This window comes from Thalassolituus sp. UBA3500 (assembly GCF_002377545.1).
In the GTDB taxonomy this organism is placed as follows: Bacteria; Pseudomonadota; Gammaproteobacteria; order Pseudomonadales; family Oceanobacteraceae; genus Thalassolituus.
In genome coordinates, this window is the sequence record NZ_DFQB01000025.1 from 55,415 (window position 1) to 72,655 (window position 17,241).

Annotated in this window: 17 protein-coding genes and 1 pseudogene; 2 read left to right on the plus strand and 16 right to left on the minus strand. The window is 51.5% G+C overall.

From position 1 onward, the window contains the following. Positions 1-414 (plus strand): annotated as a pseudogene (locus tag B2R29_RS06310) (hypothetical protein); the annotation flags it as partial. 122 nt (positions 415-536) lie between these two features. Here B2R29_RS06310 and gorA read toward each other — a convergent pair. The 13 genes from gorA to B2R29_RS06375 form a co-directional block, all read right to left on the minus strand. Continuing rightward, positions 537-1,895, minus strand: coding sequence for a glutathione-disulfide reductase (gene gorA, locus B2R29_RS06315; protein WP_301180271.1), 1,359 nt, complete (start codon positions 1,893-1,895; stop codon positions 537-539). Positions 1,896-1,937: 42 nt separating this feature from the next. After that, a complete protein-coding gene (locus tag B2R29_RS06320) occupies positions 1,938-2,456 on the minus strand; it encodes a type II secretion system protein M (RefSeq protein WP_301180272.1) in 519 nt (172 codons plus the stop codon). Further along, entirely contained in the window at positions 2,453-3,637 is a 1,185-nt protein-coding gene (gene gspL, locus B2R29_RS06325) for a type II secretion system protein GspL (protein WP_301180273.1), read from the minus strand. Before gspL ends, B2R29_RS06320 begins: the two co-directional genes overlap by 4 nt. A 22-nt stretch (positions 3,638-3,659) precedes the next feature. Further along, positions 3,660-4,649 carry a type II secretion system minor pseudopilin GspK gene (gene gspK / locus B2R29_RS06330; RefSeq protein WP_301180274.1) on the minus strand — a complete coding sequence of 330 codons (990 nt, stop codon included), beginning with the start codon at positions 4,647-4,649 and terminating at the stop codon, positions 3,660-3,662. Further along, positions 4,642-5,346 (minus strand): type II secretion system minor pseudopilin GspJ, encoded by a 705-nt coding sequence (gene gspJ / locus B2R29_RS06335; RefSeq protein WP_301180275.1) that lies wholly within the window; start codon positions 5,344-5,346, stop codon positions 4,642-4,644. Before gspJ ends, gspK begins: the two co-directional genes overlap by 8 nt. After that, positions 5,346-5,732 carry a type II secretion system minor pseudopilin GspI gene (gene gspI, locus B2R29_RS06340; protein ID WP_301180276.1) on the minus strand — a complete coding sequence of 129 codons (387 nt, stop codon included), beginning with the start codon at positions 5,730-5,732 and terminating at the stop codon, positions 5,346-5,348. Before gspI ends, gspJ begins: the two co-directional genes overlap by 1 nt. Next, positions 5,725-6,294: a type II secretion system minor pseudopilin GspH gene (gene gspH, locus B2R29_RS06345; RefSeq protein WP_301180277.1), complete on the minus strand. Its 570-nt coding sequence runs from the start codon at positions 6,292-6,294 to the stop codon at positions 5,725-5,727. Before gspH ends, gspI begins: the two co-directional genes overlap by 8 nt. A gap of 5 nt (positions 6,295-6,299) precedes the next feature. Further along, positions 6,300-6,743, minus strand: coding sequence for a type II secretion system major pseudopilin GspG (gene gspG, locus B2R29_RS06350; RefSeq protein ID WP_301180278.1), 444 nt, complete (start codon positions 6,741-6,743; stop codon positions 6,300-6,302). A 10-nt stretch (positions 6,744-6,753) separates the two neighbouring features. After that, positions 6,754-7,971 carry a type II secretion system inner membrane protein GspF gene (gspF, locus tag B2R29_RS06355; RefSeq protein ID WP_301180279.1) on the minus strand — a complete coding sequence of 406 codons (1,218 nt, stop codon included), beginning with the start codon at positions 7,969-7,971 and terminating at the stop codon, positions 6,754-6,756. Between the two features lie 3 nt (positions 7,972-7,974). Then, positions 7,975-9,498, minus strand: coding sequence for a type II secretion system ATPase GspE (gspE, locus tag B2R29_RS06360; RefSeq protein ID WP_301180280.1), 1,524 nt, complete (start codon positions 9,496-9,498; stop codon positions 7,975-7,977). Between the two features lie 8 nt (positions 9,499-9,506). Further along, positions 9,507-10,787: a UDP-glucose dehydrogenase family protein gene (locus B2R29_RS06365; RefSeq protein ID WP_301180281.1), complete on the minus strand. Its 1,281-nt coding sequence runs from the start codon at positions 10,785-10,787 to the stop codon at positions 9,507-9,509. 177 nt (positions 10,788-10,964) lie between these two features. Then, on the minus strand, positions 10,965-11,894 hold the full coding sequence (locus tag B2R29_RS06370; protein WP_301180282.1) for an FAD-binding protein: 930 nt from the start codon (positions 11,892-11,894) through the stop codon (positions 10,965-10,967). A gap of 14 nt (positions 11,895-11,908) precedes the next feature. Beyond that, entirely contained in the window at positions 11,909-12,658 is a 750-nt protein-coding gene (locus B2R29_RS06375; protein WP_301180283.1) for an electron transfer flavoprotein subunit beta/FixA family protein, read from the minus strand. Between the two features lie 284 nt (positions 12,659-12,942). Between B2R29_RS06375 and B2R29_RS06380 the strand changes: the two genes are divergently transcribed. Further along, a complete protein-coding gene (locus B2R29_RS06380) occupies positions 12,943-14,583 on the plus strand; it encodes an electron transfer flavoprotein-ubiquinone oxidoreductase (RefSeq protein WP_301180284.1) in 1,641 nt (546 codons plus the stop codon). A gap of 83 nt (positions 14,584-14,666) precedes the next feature. Here the strand turns inward: B2R29_RS06380 and B2R29_RS06385 are convergent, their stop codons facing one another. The 3 genes from B2R29_RS06385 to B2R29_RS06395 all read right to left on the minus strand — a co-directional run bounded on the left by B2R29_RS06385 (position 14,667) and on the right by B2R29_RS06395 (position 17,116). Then, entirely contained in the window at positions 14,667-15,527 is an 861-nt protein-coding gene (locus tag B2R29_RS06385; RefSeq protein ID WP_301180285.1) for a DUF6160 family protein, read from the minus strand. A gap of 164 nt (positions 15,528-15,691) precedes the next feature. Then, positions 15,692-16,210, minus strand: a complete 519-nt coding sequence (locus B2R29_RS06390; protein ID WP_301180286.1) for a DUF1285 domain-containing protein — start codon at positions 16,208-16,210, stop codon at positions 15,692-15,694. A gap of 9 nt (positions 16,211-16,219) precedes the next feature. Continuing rightward, a complete protein-coding gene (locus B2R29_RS06395; protein ID WP_301180287.1) occupies positions 16,220-17,116 on the minus strand; it encodes a radical SAM protein in 897 nt (298 codons plus the stop codon). Positions 17,117-17,241 lie beyond the last annotated feature (125 nt).

Consider the following 17,241-nt stretch of genomic DNA (forward strand, 5'->3'; position numbering starts at 1 on the left):
GCCCGCGCCTTGCAGATTGAACGATTCCTTCCGCCTGACGCGATGCACCTGACAATGACGCCAACGGGTGATCTTAAGGTTAACGAGCCCGACCTCGGTCAGTTCGTACTGCCCCTTAAACGCGGCACAGCTCGTGGGCTGGTCGAGCAAAAAGAAGCTCAGGTGCGGCCACTGATCAGTAAGTTGGAAAAAATGGGCATGGGCCAGTTAGGCAAAATGGTAGATCGTGCATCAGGCAAAGCTGAGGAGGCGTATGAGGTCAGAATTGATCGACTTAAGGCGCTCTCGAAAGGCAATGGCGCAGTGTCGGGCTCAGAAGTTGCTGCGCTGGAATCAGAGCGCGATAGCGTGCTTGAAGCGATCAAGGGCTCCCAGCTTATCCTCGATAGTGTGAGGTTGGTTTTTTGCGGATAACTGTGCTGAGCCACTTCCCCGATCAATAACCAGTGCCCTCACTTGCTGGGGGCTTTTATGCGCACTTCGGTGCGTATCCGGGGCTGCTGCCAAGCCGTCCCCGACCGCCCCGCAAGTGTGCACTACAGTTCGCGACTGACGGATCTCATCGTGACAAATTCTTCAGCACCTGTGGGGTGTATTCCCAGGGTGGCGTCAAACTGAGATTTAGTTGCGCCAGCCTGCATCGCAATCGCGATTCCCTGTATGATTTCACCTGCCTCGTCACCCACCATGTGCGCACCAAGCACCAGATCATCTGACCTTCTCACTATGAGCTTCATCAGTGTGCGTTCAGAAGATCCACTGAGGGTATGCTTCAAAGCGCGGAATTCTGACGTGTAAACATCAACATCTCCGGCGAAGCGTTCCCCGGCTTCTTCCTCCGAGATGCCTACCGTTCCGATGTTGGGTTGGCAGAAAACGGCTGTTGGAATGAGCTCGTAGTTCAACGTGCGCTTACCTTCGCCGAACTGCTGATCGACAAATACCATGCCCTGCTCGAGAGCAACTGGCGTCAATGCTGGGGTATCAATGACATCACCAAGAGCATAAATGCCGGGGACGCTTGTTTCGAATCGTTCATTGGCAATGATGCTGCCGTTTTTACGAAGCTCGACGCCGGCCTCTTCCAGACCAAGCCCTGCAGTCTTTGCCTGGCGACCAGTCGCCATCATCACCATATCGCAACGCAGTGTAGAGCCGTCAGAGAGATGGCAGATTTTTTCATCACCATCTTTTTCGATTCTTTCTACATCCGTCTGGGTGCGGATTTTTACCCCAGCCTTGGTGACTTCCTGAGTGACAAAGCGCCTGACCTCATTGTCAAAACCCCGAAGTATCTGGTCGCCCCGGTGCAGTAATTGAGTGTCGCAGCCCAGCCCATTAAAAATGCCTGCGAATTCAACAGCAATATAGCCACCGCCGACGACGACAATTCTCTTCGGCAGCGCTTCCATGGCGAACACGTCATTGGAATCGAGGGCAAGCTCACCACCTGGAATATCGGGCTTGAAAGGCCATCCACCTGTTGCGATCAGAATTCTTTTTGCTTCAAGAATTTCACCGTTAACCTCGACTTTGCCCGGGCCTGCTACAGTGCCTCTACCACGGATGATTTCAACGCCTGGACCTTCGAGAATATTTTTATAAATACCATTTAAACGATTGATTTCGTTATCTTTATTCTCTTTCAGTCTGGGCCAGTTAAAGCCATTGAAACTTGCATCAACACCAAAACCACTCGAGTGCTCAATATGGCCTTTGAACTGACTGGCGTATACGAATAGCTTTTTGGGGACACAGCCAACGTTTACACATGTACCACCCAGAAACATATCCTCGATGACTGCCACTTTCGCACCTGTTGCAGCTGCCATACGGCTTGCCCGAACGCCCCCGGAACCTGCACCGATAACCACCAGGTCATATTGTTCAGACATGATCTACACCCCTATTGAAATACTTTGATGCTGCCAACCGTATTATTTAGAAAAAGTAGCGCGAATATTTACCCGGCCAGCATCGTTTATCCGGTCAATGTTGACCTGAGTTGCCCTGACACCGAACTGGCGTCCAAGCGCCTCCATCCAGGAGATTGCGTCATCAAAGGCGACACCATCAACCCAGACTCTGAGAGAGTCTCCGTCCTGCTCGTATCGGGTCAAAGTAACACCGCTTTTACGAGCCTGCTGGCTGACCAGCGCTAGCAGCGGCGTATTGGACGCACCCGCACTGGCACCGCCACCCTGAGCGAAACGATCGGCATTGTCAGCCATGGTGTTATAAAAGCCCACCTTGGCATTCAATGTCGTGTTGAGTTCAGAATTCTGTTGAATCAAAGGCAGTACCAACACCAAAAATGCGAGGCTGATCGCCAGTAGTATCGCTACACCGCGAACTATGAGTTGATCTCGCGGGGTCTGTGATTGATACCAGTCTTTCGCTTGCTGAATACGCGGGTCGGTTTCGAGCGCTGAGCGCAATTTATCGACAGCCTTCATGCCGCTCCTCCTACCTTCAGGCGTCCTTTGACAACATCTTTATCAGCTTTCGCTGATGATATCTCTGCGGTCAGCCCCCGGGCTTCGATGGCAGCCTTGAGCGCCTGAAGATCAGACTGCTGTTGCGCGTCGACATCTATAAGAAATTCACCTATGCGCTCAGAGTACCGGATACTCTGAATGGAAACGGCGCCTTTGCTCTGGTCCAGTCCGGCCCAGGCCGCAGAAACGCTACCCATCAGACTATCAAACCCAGCGCTGTCTGCTGTATCGCCACCGCTGCGAAGCTTGCGTCTGAACCTTGATTCGTAATTGCTAGTCGACTCACCCGGGAACCATCGCTTATAGAGGTCTTTGCTGCTGCTGGAGACCATTTCAATTTGCTCAGAAGTGCGATGATTTTCCACGATAAGAAACGCACAGGCGAACACTGCAAATATCGCTGCAAAGCTGGCGATTCCGGTCCACCAAGGAGCCGGTTTTTTCTCCCTGCCTACATTGGCTGCTTTGCCTTGGAGAAGAGAAACTGTCGAGTCTCCTGGTTCGGACTTTCCAGTACTGACCATTATGCTATCGAAAGAATCTGGGTAGCCGCTCGAGATCGTAGTCTTCAGAAGATTACCTTCATCCATTGACGACGCACTGATGGACAGCGCGGCGCCAGCGACCTTGTCTCCTACGCCATCGAGCACTGCTGGCAGTGCTGAGTCTGGAACCCAACCTTCAAATACACCCTGGAGGCTGACGACCCAGCCATCATTCGCACGCAACATCTGATTGCCTGCGTATCCCGCCGTTTCTGGTTGCAACGAACTCAGGCGAAGATGGTGGATAGCAAGCAATTCAATCAGCCGGTCAATCAGATCAGATTCCACAACGTACGCTTTGTGCTTCCCACCCAGGCTTCCACCCGGGATAACGGTGTAGTCACTGATATCTCGGATAAGGACATCTTCGAGCGCAAAGGGTAATGCCCGATTAAGGTGGCGGCCTTTCACACCCGGCAAAGAGACCCAGTGTGTTGCGTAGTTGGTTGCGGAAAGCACCAGAGAGACATTACCCAAGTCGGCTTGTTCTTCAGCCCAGTCCTCTAAATTACGTGGTGGATTACCTGCGGCTTCCGAAATAAGCCAGACCCCTTGATCTGCAACCCATTCAACCCGGTTATTTTTACTATTCATTGGTTACTCTTACACGTGCTTATCACCAGGCTTCACGTGCAGCCCGGCGGGAAAAGTCTCTTCTGATGGTGTCCATCTTACCATCGGCTATATTTCGCCGTATCAAAGCTTCTACAGTACCTATCCGGCCGTTAAGATCAATACGTGCGAACATTTCAAAGTATTCAGTCGTCACCGAAAAGTCAGTTTCCGCCATCGGCGTTACAGTCTCTGCCCTGCCGGATTCGTCATCTCCGGGTGCCTCTGTCCTGAGGTTGCTTATCGGAGCGGAGCCCAGAAAATCCTGAACAGTACGATAACCCTCACCGCCTCGCCCAGCGATGATCTGTTCTGCATCGGTCAGCGTCAGTCTGCTGTCGAGTGCTGCAAGTACGAAATCCGGTGCCGTGTTTACGTTCAACTGAACGGCTGCGGGCAAGCAGGTTATATAGGGTTCGAGCTTGGCGTAGACATCCAGATCAACGCCCTCAATAAGCATTAGCTCACTGCTGTGGCTGCAGGCCTGGTAAGCGGGCCTGTAGCCGGGGTCCATCGACAGGTACTTGCTGTCGACGTTGCTTTCCTGATTTAGCCATTTGGCCCAGTCGCTGGCGATGTTTACCTCAATCCCCAGCAAGCTCAGCAGATTACGGAAGCGCTGTTCATAAACAGTGGCATTGCCGCCTGGCAGAAGACTGTTGAGGTTAAACCGTCCCTGTGCATCCTGTATCCGTATAGTGATTACACCGGGATCGAGCGGAAACGTCCTTTCAATGTTCCACTCTTCGGCTGCGTGGTCAATTCCGCTATCGGCCTCCCAATCCATGAAAAGACCTGTGCGCGTTGCCGATTCAGCCCCAAGTGCGTAAAGCCGGGCTTGCTGCTGCGTAAAAAGGGTCTGAGAACGCTCAATATCAATGGCCTGACGTTCAATCATTGAGGTTGCAAGAATAGCGACAACCGAAAATATCAGCAAAACCATCAACAGGACCATCCCGCCCTGCGATGAATGAGGTCTAGAGAGCTTATTCATTGCTAACCGGCCACTGTCGCATTATTTCCCCGTATCCTGGCGCCGTATAAAACACCTTAATCGCAGCGATGCGAGCGCCTTCTACGTCAGTGACGGGAGGCCAGTAATCAACGGCATTAAGCTCCGGAATGTCGGTAGTTGAAGGTGTCGATACCACCGCCTCAAAGCGAACCTCTTCAATCAAGTCATAGACCACCTGAGCGAGAGGGTCTGATACGTCTCCGCGATCCAGAACTTTCCAGTAATAACGAACCAGGCATTCTCCTTCAACGTCTGCATCATCAGGATCGAGTCCCTGCTCATAGGCAATACGTTCAAGAGCAGGCTCGCACGCCTCCGAGAATATATCTTCCGTTCTGTAAGCGATGCGTTGCAAGGTTGATCGTGGATCCTCGGTGACTGGGTTATTTCTCCAGCCAGCAATCGTAAGTTCAACCGGGTAATCGCCCGAGCCGATCATGAGCGCCGGAATAGTATCCCCGTACTCGTCACGCACAGGACGATTTATATACTGTGCAAGATCCCGCCCCATCACCTGATTCAGGCGCTGCAATGCGGCCAGATCATCGGCTTTATCAATGGATGCTTTGTTTACTCCAGAGATATTGCTGAGTAACTGAACGGCGGCGATGCCTACGGTGGCAGAAATGGCAACCGCAACGAGCACTTCAAGTAGAGTAAATCCACGAGCGATCATCAATTGGGCCCCATGATCGTCGATAAGTTAATGACCGGGTTGTCAGGTGTAATTTCGGGGGCTACCGCGACATCAATACGAACGAGGCCCGGGAATTGCGTCTTTGTCACCTCGGTCAGCAGGTGCCATTCCTGACCTGCCATTTCGACAATATCGTTAGTCTCACCGGGCTGCGGTGGTATACCCGTCAGTCTGATGTCTGTGAGGCGGTTTTCTGCGACAAATGAGGCCATCGTCATCGTGCGCATGGTGAGCAGGTTGTTAACCCGCATGCTCGCGGTATCGGAAATGGTAATGGCGATGCCAGCAAATATTGCGACGGCAACCATCACTTCGAGAAGAGTAAACCCTGCCTGACTGGTACGTAATCTTTGTCTGTCAGACATCGAGGCGCTCCAGACGTCGTCTGACTGGGCCTATGCCGTCGCCGATGAGGCGAATAACGAAGCTTTCATCGTCAGGGTGGGTCAACTCGACAACAAACGGAATGTATTCATCCGACGACAGGAATATCAACGCCGGGACAGCACCGTTTTCGTCAGGTTCTTCTGGCGGCTCAAGCTCATCATCGTTAACAAGAATGCGAATATCGAGCGTTTCAGGAATGACCATTGATTGTGCCAGGGCAGCATCTATCGGCGCCCAGGGGTTCTCGGAAAGCCGTGACAGCTCTTCTTCGGTCAAACCCTCAGCCACGCTCTTTTGCCTGAGGTCGTAGAAACCGACCAGATTAAGCTCGCCGGGTATCCAGGCGACACCGAGGTCGAGGTTCTGAAATACGGCCTCTTCGCGGTATCTGTTGAACGCGACGTCGAGCTTCTGAGCGAACTGCTCAGCCTCCTGTTGAGCTGCGCGGTCACTGAAATTGAGGTTCACCATGGAGAGAAGCAGGCCAACAATGACCAGCACCACCATAACTTCAACCAGTGTAAAACCGCGCTGCTTCATGCTGATCAGATATCCAGATTGCTGATGTCAGCCGCGTCGCCTTCACCACCCTCGGCCTGATCGGAACCGAGTGAAATGATTTCGTATTTGCCTTTATCTTCGAAGTACAGGAATTCGTTATCCCACGCGTCGACAGGCATCTTGCCGCCCTTCAGATAGCCACCGTTCTGATAGTTTTTAGGCTCTGGTGATGAAGAAGGCTTCTGTACCAGCGCTTCCAGGCCCTGCTCAGTGGTCGGGTAGCGGAAGTTGTGCAGCTTGTACATATCCAGTGCACCTTCAATCAACTTGATCTGATTCTTCGTTGTATCCACGCGAGCCTGATCCGCTGAGCCGATGATATTGGTGGCTACCATGGCGAGGATGCCGCCAATAATTGCGATAACGACCATAACTTCAATGAGTGTGAAACCACGCTGGTTTTGTTTCTTACCTAAAGACTGACGCATGAATTAGCTCCTATTGCACCATTTGTTGTAGTTCGAGAATTGGTAGCATGATCGCAGCGACAATAAGCGCTACGACGCCGCCCATAAACAAAAGCATGATGGGCTCAAAGATAGATACCAGGCCTGACACCGTGCTTTCCAGAGCCTTTTCCTGCTGTTCTGCCGTACGAGCAAGCATGCTGTCCAGTTCGCCACTGCTTTCACCGCTGGCAATCATGTGCAGCATAATGGGTGAGAAGTAGCGTGTTTCCTGAAGTGATTTATGCAGGCTTCCCCCTTCACTAACTCGCGCCGTTGCTCCGCTCAGAGAACGGTTGATAGGCAGGTTCAGCACGACGTCGCTGGCAATACGCATTGCTTCAACCAGAGGCAGGCCACTGCTGGTCAGAATGGCCAGGGTGCTGCCAAAGCGCGCCGTATTCACATCACGAACAAAGCGACCGATAAAAGGGGTTTTAAGTACAAGGTGATGGACTTTGCTTTTAAAGCTCTCCTGCCGCATCAGCTGCGCAAATGTCACCAGCGCCAAAACAACAACTGCAGCCAGGTAGATGCCGTAGTTGCTCAGGAAGTAACTGGCATCCAGCATGGCTTGAGTCAGTCCGGGGAGTTTCTGCCCATTTTTTACGAACACCTCGACGATATCCGGAACAACATAGGTCAGCAGGCCGATAACCAAAGCCGTCGCCACAAATGTCAGGAGGACCGGGTAAATAGCCGCATTGCGGATATTTTGCGCAGACTCGTGTGAACGTTCAGAGTAATCTGCAAGACGAATCAGAACCGGTGCAAGATTTCCTGAGTGCTCCCCTGCACTGACGGTTGATCGGAATAACAAAGGGAAGGCTCGTGGGTATTCTTCAAGGGCTTTCGCCAGAGTGTAGCCTTCCAGTACTTTGGCTCTGATGGCAAGTACCATTGCCTTAGTTTTCTGGCGCTCAGTCTGATCTGCCAGAGCTTTCAGTGACTCATCAATCGGCAACCCTGCCCCGATGAGGGTGGCCAGTTGCCGCGTAAGCAGTGCACGATCTGAAACAGACAGCGATGGGCCGCGATTAAATAAGCTGAATCCGGCACTTGCTTGTCTTTCCGTTGTCGGTGACACCTCGAGCGGCATCCAGCCCTTCTCGCGCAGCTGTTGACGAATCTGACGGGCGCTATCTCCTTCGAGAACGCCTTTCTTCTGACGCCCTTTAAGGTCCAGGGCCTGATATTCAAACGCTGCCATGCATTAACCTTTCGCTACTCGCAACAGTTCTTCTATGGTGGTGTGGCCACCCAGAACTTTGCGAATACCATCCTGACGAATACTTGGCCCAAGACGACGCGCATGAGCTTCTAGCTCCTGTTCGCCGACTTGATCGTGAATGCGGGTCTTCATGCCTTCATCCACTTCAATAATTTCGTAAATACCCTGACGGCCGCGATAGCCCAGTTGGTTGCACTTGTCGCAGCCTTTCGCATGGTAAATCACGGGCGCCTCTGACTCAGAGATTCCCAACAATTCACACTCTGCAGAATCCGCCTTGGCAGGGACTTTACAGTCGGTACACAAGACGCGAACGAGGCGCTGGGCGATCACACCAATAACGGATGATGACAAGAGAAAAGGCTCTACGCCCATATCCTGCAATCGTGTAATTGCACCAACTGCGGTATTCGTGTGTAGGGTTGATAGTACAAGATGCCCTGTCAGAGAAGCCTGAATGGCAATTTCTACCGTTTCAAGGTCACGGATTTCACCGATCATAACCACGTCGGGGTCCTGGCGGAGTATCGCTCGCAAGCCCTTGGCGAAGGTCATGTCTGCCTTAAGGTTGACCTGAGTCTGACCTATACCCGGAAGACTATATTCGACTGGGTCTTCAACCGTAAGAATGTTGCGGCTGGTATCGTTCAGATCACTCAACGCACCATATAGCGTCGTGGTTTTACCTGACCCTGTAGGGCCGGTCACCAGAATGATGCCGTGTGGCTTACTGATAATGTTGCGCATCGTCTGCAGATCACGAGATGACATGCCTAGCTGGCCAAGACTAAGTCGGCCTGCCTGTTTATCCAACAAACGCATAACCACGCGTTCGCCGTGGCTTGAAGGCATCGTAGAAACACGTACATCCACTTCCCTTCCGCCGATGCGAAGTGCGATGCGACCATCCTGAGGAACACGTTTTTCGGCAATATCCAGTTTGGCCATCACTTTAATGCGTGAGACCAGTAATGCCGCAAGTGCCCTCTTAGGCTGAACAACCTCTCGCAATACGCCATCCACCCGAAAACGCACCACAAGGCGCTTCTCATAGGTTTCAACGTGAATATCAGAAGCACTTTCTTTCACTGCTTCGGTGAGCAATGCGTTGATCAGGCGTTTGATCGGTGCGTCGCCTTCCTGTTCAAGCAGATCTTCGGTCTCGGGCACTGAGTCGGCAAGACTGGCAAGGTCCATGTCATCGCCCAGGCCTTCTACCATTTCCATGGCCTCAGATGAATCACTTTGATACGCAAGCCCTAAGCGACGATCGAACTCGTCATCAGGGATGGCTTCAAGATTATACGGACGGCCCAGATGGCGTTGCACTTCCATAAGCGCTTGGGGGTTCAGGCCTTCTTTATGAAGTACGTTGATATTGTCACTACTGGCGTCAACTAATACGCCATAGCGCTTCGCAAAACTGAAAGGTAAGCGAACTGCCAGGCTGCCGCCCGATACAGTCTGGCCCTGATCCGTTTGTGTTTCTTCTGGCACTGCAGTCATGTCTCTAATTATTCTCTGTTACCGCGACCAACACCGCGATAAGTAAAGCCGGCTTGTTTTAATGCTGCTGCATCATATTGGTTTCGGCCATCAATGATAACCTGTTGCTTAAGGAGCTTCCCTATCGCATTAAAATCTGGCTGACGAAACGGCTTCCACTCAGTCATCAATACCAGCGCATCTGACTCCGTCAGAGCGTCATATTGATGATTGCAGAAAGTGACTCCCGGTTGATTGCCGAGCGCCTGGCTCGCCGACTCCATAGCCATAGGATCATACGCCGCGATGGTGGCGCCAGCATCCAGCAGTTGACGAATCAATACAATGGCAGCCGATCCCGATACATCGGCCGTCTCTGGCCGGAATGCGAGCCCCCATATGGCGATCTGCTTGCCACGAAGGTCGCCAAGGCAATCAGTCAATGACGACATCGCCCAATTCTGTTGCATGCTGTTTCGCTGCAGGACGGCATTCAAGAGCACTGGTTCGATGTTCTTTGCGCTTGCTTCATTGATAAGCTCTTTGATATCCCCTGGCAGGCAAACACCACCGTAGCCTACACCAGGGTAAAGATAAGAATAGCCAATCCGTGAGTCTGCACCAATACCACTGCGTACCGCCTCAATATCGGCTCCAAATGATTCTGCAATTGCCGCAATTTCATTCATCAGTGAAATACGGGTGGCTAACATCGCACTTGCAGCGAGGCGCGTCAGCTCAGCATCCCGGACACTCATTGGGGTAACCCGGTCTTTCTGGCGGCTGAATGGCCTCAGCAATGAGACCATCGTGGAGCGAACTTCATAGTTTTCAGTGCCAAGAATGATACGATCCGGGCGCATGAAATCTTCAACACCCTCACCTTCTTTGAGGAAGACCGGGTAGCAAACAATACTGACGGTACTTCCTGAAGATTGGGCTGCCTGAAGCATACTCTCTGTAACTCCCAGCGACGTCGGGCTTGAGTTCACAAGAATGGATGGCGTCTTAAGGGCGTCACCGAACTGAGCTGCAAATGCTACCGCCTGCTCATCAACAGCGTCGGTATGGCCAAGCGCAAGTATGCACAGGTCGCAATCACTCGCCTGCCCAATATCAGCGGTAAAAGATAATCGTCTCGCTGATGTATTGCTTTCCAGCATGGCTGGTAGTCCGGGCTCATGAAAACTCATGTTGTGCACGGAGCTTGGGGGAGTCTGAGAGTAGTGAGTAATGATATTACCCATTTCGGCGAGACAGGCGCTGATAACAAATGACTCGTAACCGGAGCCAGCGACGGTGACTTTCAAAGGGACATCCTATGTAATCTGTCAGTTGATATATGCCCAACTCTCTCCGAGCAGGGGAATGTAAAGTACCCTATTACAAATAAATGACAAGAGCATGACAAGACACTTGTTCAGTTGAATGTGGCCAATACGAAAAAGCCCGGCAAGTGCCGGGCTTTTTCTAAGATCGGGGTGATCTTAAAGCGCTGATTCCAGTTCTGGAACTGCGTCGAACAGGTCAGCAACCAGACCGTAGTCTGCAACCTGGAAGATAGGAGCTTCTTCGTCTTTGTTGATAGCAACAATGACTTTAGAGTCCTTCATACCGGCAAGGTGCTGAATTGCACCAGAGATACCTACAGCAACGTAGAGGTCTGGGGCAACGATCTTACCGGTTTGACCAACCTGCATGTCGTTTGGAACAAAGCCAGCATCTACAGCTGCGCGGGATGCGCCGACAGCTGCGCCGATCTTGTCTGCAACTTTATACAGCATCTCGAAGTTGTCGCCGTTACCCATGCCGCGACCACCAGAGATAACCACGCTTGCCGCGGTCAGTTCTGGGCGGTCAGACTTGGCCAGCTCTTCGCTTGCGAACGCAGAAACGCCTGCGTCTTTTGCAACATCAACAGACTCGGTAGCTGCTGAGCCGCCTTCTGCTGCGGCTGCATCGAACGCAGTGCCACGAACAGTCATCACCTTGATGCTGTCAGAAGACTTAACGGTTGCGATCGCGTTACCCGCATAGATCGGACGAACAAAGGTGTCTTCACCTTCAATGCCGATCACTTCAGAGATCATGTTTACGTCCAGCAATGCTGCTGCACGTGGCAGGAAGTCTTTACCAGTGGTAGTAGCAGCAGCCAGTATGTGGCTGTAGCCTTTACCCAGCTCCGCAACCAGCTCGCCCATGTTTTCAGCGAGCTGGTATTCGTAAGCAGCGTTGTCTGCTACGAGTACTTTTGCAACACCAGCGACTTTTGCAGCAGCTTCTGCAGCAGCACCACAGCCAGCGCCAGCAACCAGAACCTCAACGTCACCACCAATTTTGGTAGCAGCAGTGATAGTGTTCAGGGTAGCGCCTTTCAGAGTGGCGTTATCGTGTTCTGCGATTACTAAAATTGCCATTACACCAACCTCTCTCAGAGCACTTTCGCGTCGTTTTTCAGTTTATCAACCAGCGTCGCTACGCTGTCGACTTTGATACCAGCAGAGCGTTCGGCTGGTGGAGTTACCTTTACCAGAGACAGGGTTGATTTAACTTCAACACCCAGGTCTGCAGGAGTAGTAATATCCAGCGGCTTACGCTTAGCTTTCATGATGTTAGGCAGTGACGCGTAACGTGGCTCGTTCAGGCGCAGGTCAGTCGTAACGATTGCTGGCAGATTCAGAGCTACAGTACGCAGACCACCGTCAATTTCACGAGTAACGTTTACTTTGTCGCCATCAACGGCAACTTCAGAAGCAAATGTACCCTGCGGCATGCCGGTCAGAGCGCCCAGCATCTGGCCAGTCTGGTTGTTGTCGCTGTCGATGGTTTGCTTACCCATCAGAACAATCTGCGGCTGCTCTTTCTCGACAACACCTTTCAGCAGCTTGGCAACTGTCAGTGGCTCGAGTTTCTCTTCTGTTTCGATCAGAATGCCGCGATCAGCACCCAGCGCCAGAGCAGTACGAATTTGCTCTTGAGCTACCTTAGGACCGATTGAAACTACAACAATCTCAGTTGCAATGCCCTTCTCTTTGAGGCGAACGGCTTCTTCTACGGCGATTTCACAAAATGGGTTCATAGCCATTTTGACGTTTGTCAGATCAACATCAGAGTTGTCTGCTTTTACGCGTACCTTGACGTTATAGTCGATAACGCGTTTTACAGCGACAAGAACCTTCATAGATTCCTCGTATTCTCTAGTGGATGATTAAAGGGTGTTTTGCAGCTATTACATTGCCCGATACCCTTTCCAGCGGGCCACATTATTGGGATTGTGACACTTGAGGTCAAGTATGAGCTATTCTCAATACTGATTCAGGCCAGTAAATACGGTACTTCTTCCTTTAAATAAGTTGCCTGATGGCCTTCTCGCCGTATAATGGCCACCATTTTTTCGAACCGGGCAATCCGGTGAAGCAACGACCGCGAATGCGGCACTCCCATCGTGATTTGAGGAGATCATCTATGCAACGTGACGTAATGGAATACGACGTAGTCATCGTCGGCGGCGGCCCTTCCGGCCTGTCGGCAGCTTGTCGTATCAAACAACTGGCAGAAGAAGCAGGCCAGGAAATCTCAGTGTGCCTGGTTGAAAAGGGTTCTGAGATTGGTGCACACATTCTTTCTGGTGCGGTCATTGAAGATCGCGCACTGACTGAACTCTTTCCGAACTGGAAAGAGATGGGCGCTCCGCTGAATACGCCAGTCAAAGGTGATGAAGTTTACTTCCTTACTTCCGATGAGAAATCTGTCAAAACTCCACACTGGGCGATTCCTAAGCCGATGCACAACGATGGAAACTACATCGTATCTCTCGGTAATGTGTGCCGCTGGCTGGGTGAGCAGGCTGAGGCGCTGGGCGTGGAGATCTACCCTGGCTTCCCGGCTGCATCTCTGATCATTGAAGACGACGTCGTCAAGGGTGTTGTTACAGGTGATATGGGTGTTGCTGAAGATGGCTCGGAAAAAGACAGCTACATGCCAGGCATGGAGTTGCGTGCCAAATACACCGTCTTTGCAGAAGGTTGTCGCGGCCACCTTGGCAAAGAGTTGATTGCAAAATTCAACCTCGATGCAGGCAAAGACCCTCAGCACTACGGCATCGGCATCAAAGAGCTGTGGGATATTGATCCTGGCAAACACCAGGAAGGTCTCGTGCTTCACGGTGCTGGCTGGCCATTGAGTGAGTCAGGTTCAACTGGCGGCTTCTTCCTGTATCACACTGAAAACAACCAGGTAGTCGTCGGTCTGATTACTGATCTGTCGTACAGCAATCCGCATGTAAGCCCGTTCGATGAATTCCAGCGCATGAAGCACCACCCTGTGCTGAAGCAATACCTTGAAGGTGGTAAGCGAGTATCTTACGGCGCACGCGCAATCGCCAAAGGCGGTTTGAACTGCCTGCCGAAGATGACCTTCCCGGGCGGCCTGGTGATTGGTTGTGATGCTGGCACCCTGAACTTCGCGAAGATCAAAGGTACGCACACAGCAATGAAGAGCGGTCTGGTCGCGGCTGAAGAGATGTTTAAAGCCCTTCAGGCTGATCGTGCGAATGACGAAATCAATGAATTCACCACTGCATTTGAAGCTTCATGGGCCTGGGAAGAACTGCACCGCAGCCGCAACTTCGGCCCGGCGATGCATAAGTTTGGAACCTTCGGCGGTGCTGCATTCAACTTTATCGATCAGAACATTTTCCCAATCCCTGTTACGCTGCATGACAAGACAGCGGATCATGAAATGCTCAAGCCGGCAGCTGATTGCAAGAAGATCGATTACCCGAAACCAGATGGCAAGCTCAGCTTTGATAAGCTCGGCTCTGTCTTTGTTGGTAACGTAAACCACGCCGAAGATCAGCCGTGCCACCTGAAGCTGACCGACGCTTCCATTCCGTTAACTCAAAACCTGCCTAAGTATAACGAACCGGCGCAGCGCTACTGCCCTGCTGGCGTTTATGAAGTGGTAGAAGATGAGAATGGACAGCGCTTCCAGATCAATTCTCAGAACTGTGTGCACTGTAAGACCTGCGATATTAAAGATCCTGCCCAGAACATCACCTGGGTTACGCCAGAAGGCGGCGGCGGTCCTAACTATCCAAACATGTAAGACAATAAAAAAGGGCCGAAAGGCCCTTTTTTATTGTTTAACCCTTGCGTTTCGAAACGCAAGGCGGCTCTGATTGTCGGGACTCAGTGACCCGACACTACCATTGACACGCCACGGAACTGAAGGTCATCAATTACGATGCCGCCCAGTTGACTCCCTCCAACACTTACGCTGGGCATACGAATGTCGATCACATTCTCATCATCAAACGGGGAGGCAAAATCAAACTTCACACCATCTGCAACATCCGTGCTCATGTTTACATATAGCTTGGCAACACGGTCGCTAGCATCGGGCGTGCGGTTTGCAGCCAGCTTTTCATTATATGCATTACCTGCAACAACTGCGTCTTCGATAACAATTCCGAAAGAAGACGACATGTCGATATCAAGATCCTCAATGCCGATTGCAGTGTAGAGCTCGATGTCATTAGTTGCACCATCGACGCGCATCTCAAGGGCGAGTGCACCACCGTACATGCTGATTGAGTCAACCAGAACATGTCGGTTGATACCGCCTGCACCTTCGACCGCTATTTCACCGGTGGTCAAGAGGATGTCCACTACACCAACACCGCCGGAAGTGGGCTCACCGAGAACAAGCAAAGAGCCGTCCTGATCGATGTCAATTTTAAATCTCAGATTATTCAGGTTGGCAGTATTACCAGGATTGCTAAAGCCAAAGAGAGTGCTACGATTCTCTCCGCCACCGATGTAAACGTCTGAAATAGTCAAGCTGCCACCGTCTCCATCGCTGACGCCGCCAACGACCTCCTCGGTATCGGTGTAGCGAATCTCTCCAATTTGCACACCAACGTCGAGCTCGATGTCTACACCAGCCTGACCGGTGACATTGTGCAGTTCAAACTCAGACATTGGCGAGAGTTCAGCCTGAGTCCCTGCTGAAGCGAGAGCTATGCAACCCGCGAGTAGTGATTTTTTCATGATAGGCGATCCATCAAGTTTTTATTGTAGTTACATCAGTTTACGTCCAGCACCATACTTGTGCAACTGACACTCAGTAGCAAATTACCTTGTTACAGCCAATACACAAGGGTTTACATGGCCCCGGCCATCAACGTGGCACAATATGACGCATTTACCTTCACTTACAAAGGAAAGGCAATCAAATTCTGACCAGAACGCATCGAGAAGCCGCTCTCTGTAAGCTCGCCCATCTCCAGTAGCTGGTAGTAGGCCGACCTCAAAAAGCGTGCAGGCAGCCCTTGCGCAGTCGTTATAACTGGAATGTCATTCCCATCTAGCTTAGTCAGTGCAATCTCGCTATCGCCATCCAGAAGCTCCACCTGGCCATTCGATAGAACTGCACCAACCCCGGTCTCTGACTCCCCTACCAATGAAATAACATGCAGAGCGGTATCCTCTACAGTGATTTTCCATTTCTCTACCGGCGTAACGAGAAAGAACTCATCACCTTCTTGCTTAACCAGGGAGGCAAACAGTCTTACCAGGGTCTTGCGCTTAATCTCCCCTCCTTCGTGAATCCATCGTCCAACCTTTGTGATCCTGATATCAATATCGCCAGACAGGGGCGGATTCCACTTATCTATCGGGTAGGTCTGGACTTTATCGAGGTCGAACGCTTTGGTTATTTCATCTAACTTCATGAGAGAGCCCTATAATCCTCTTTGCCATTCCTGGCGCAACCTGATGGAGTCTGGTCTATTAATGGCTGTGTCGAGCTGAGAGAGTAGAGCCTGTTTATCTGCCCCGAGGGTTCCTTTAAGGGGAAGATAGTTGGACGCATGGTCACTTCGAAATACCGTATCTCGAAGGTCGAGCGTATCAATAAAGGTTCTGAGTTCAACAAAAAGCTCGTGTTGATCGGGCAGTTCGTAGTCGAACCCTGCTTCTGTAAAACCCTGCACGACGCGCTCCTGGCCAAGTGGGTAACTCACGACTAGAGTGGAAAGAAACTCGGGCTGAGCTTCATTCATTAGTCTGGCGGTATTAATGGCGTGCTGGGTGCTCAGGGAGCGCCCACCCATTCCGTTGAGAACCATGACAGAAGAAGCGATACCAGCTTCTTTCAGCTTGTTCAGAGCGTTAAGAGTTGAGTCATACGTCTCTCCTTTGGATATGGCCGTTAAAACATCATCATCTCCGCTTTCTGCACCGACATAAGCGATACCAAGGCCCAGCTCTTTTAGTCGCCTAAGGTCGTCTGCGGACTTTTTCCTGATGTTTCTGGGCAGGCAGTAGGCACCTACACGTTTTACCCAAGGCAGGCTTTCTCTTATCTGCTGGAGAATGGTCTCTAGCCGCCTCGTTGGTAAAACGAATGCATCGCCGTCGGCAAGGAATACTTTTTCGAATCTCGGGCCTACCGCTGCCGCATTTTTAATTTCTGCGAGCACCTCTGCTTCGTTGCGGGCACGAAATTTCTTCTGCGGCTGAGTGTACATGTCGCAGAAGGTGCAGTTGTTCCAGGAGCAGCCATTCGTGACCTGAAATATCATAGAGCGCCCTTCGGACGGCGGACGGAATACCGGTTCAATATAGTCTGGAAACATAGTAGTGAATGCTATGGCTTTGAGTAGAGGGTGTGGGGCTATGATATGGTGCCCGGAGCCGGAATTGAACCGGCACGACCATAAGGTCGGGAGATTTTAAATCTCCTGTGTCTACCAATTCCACC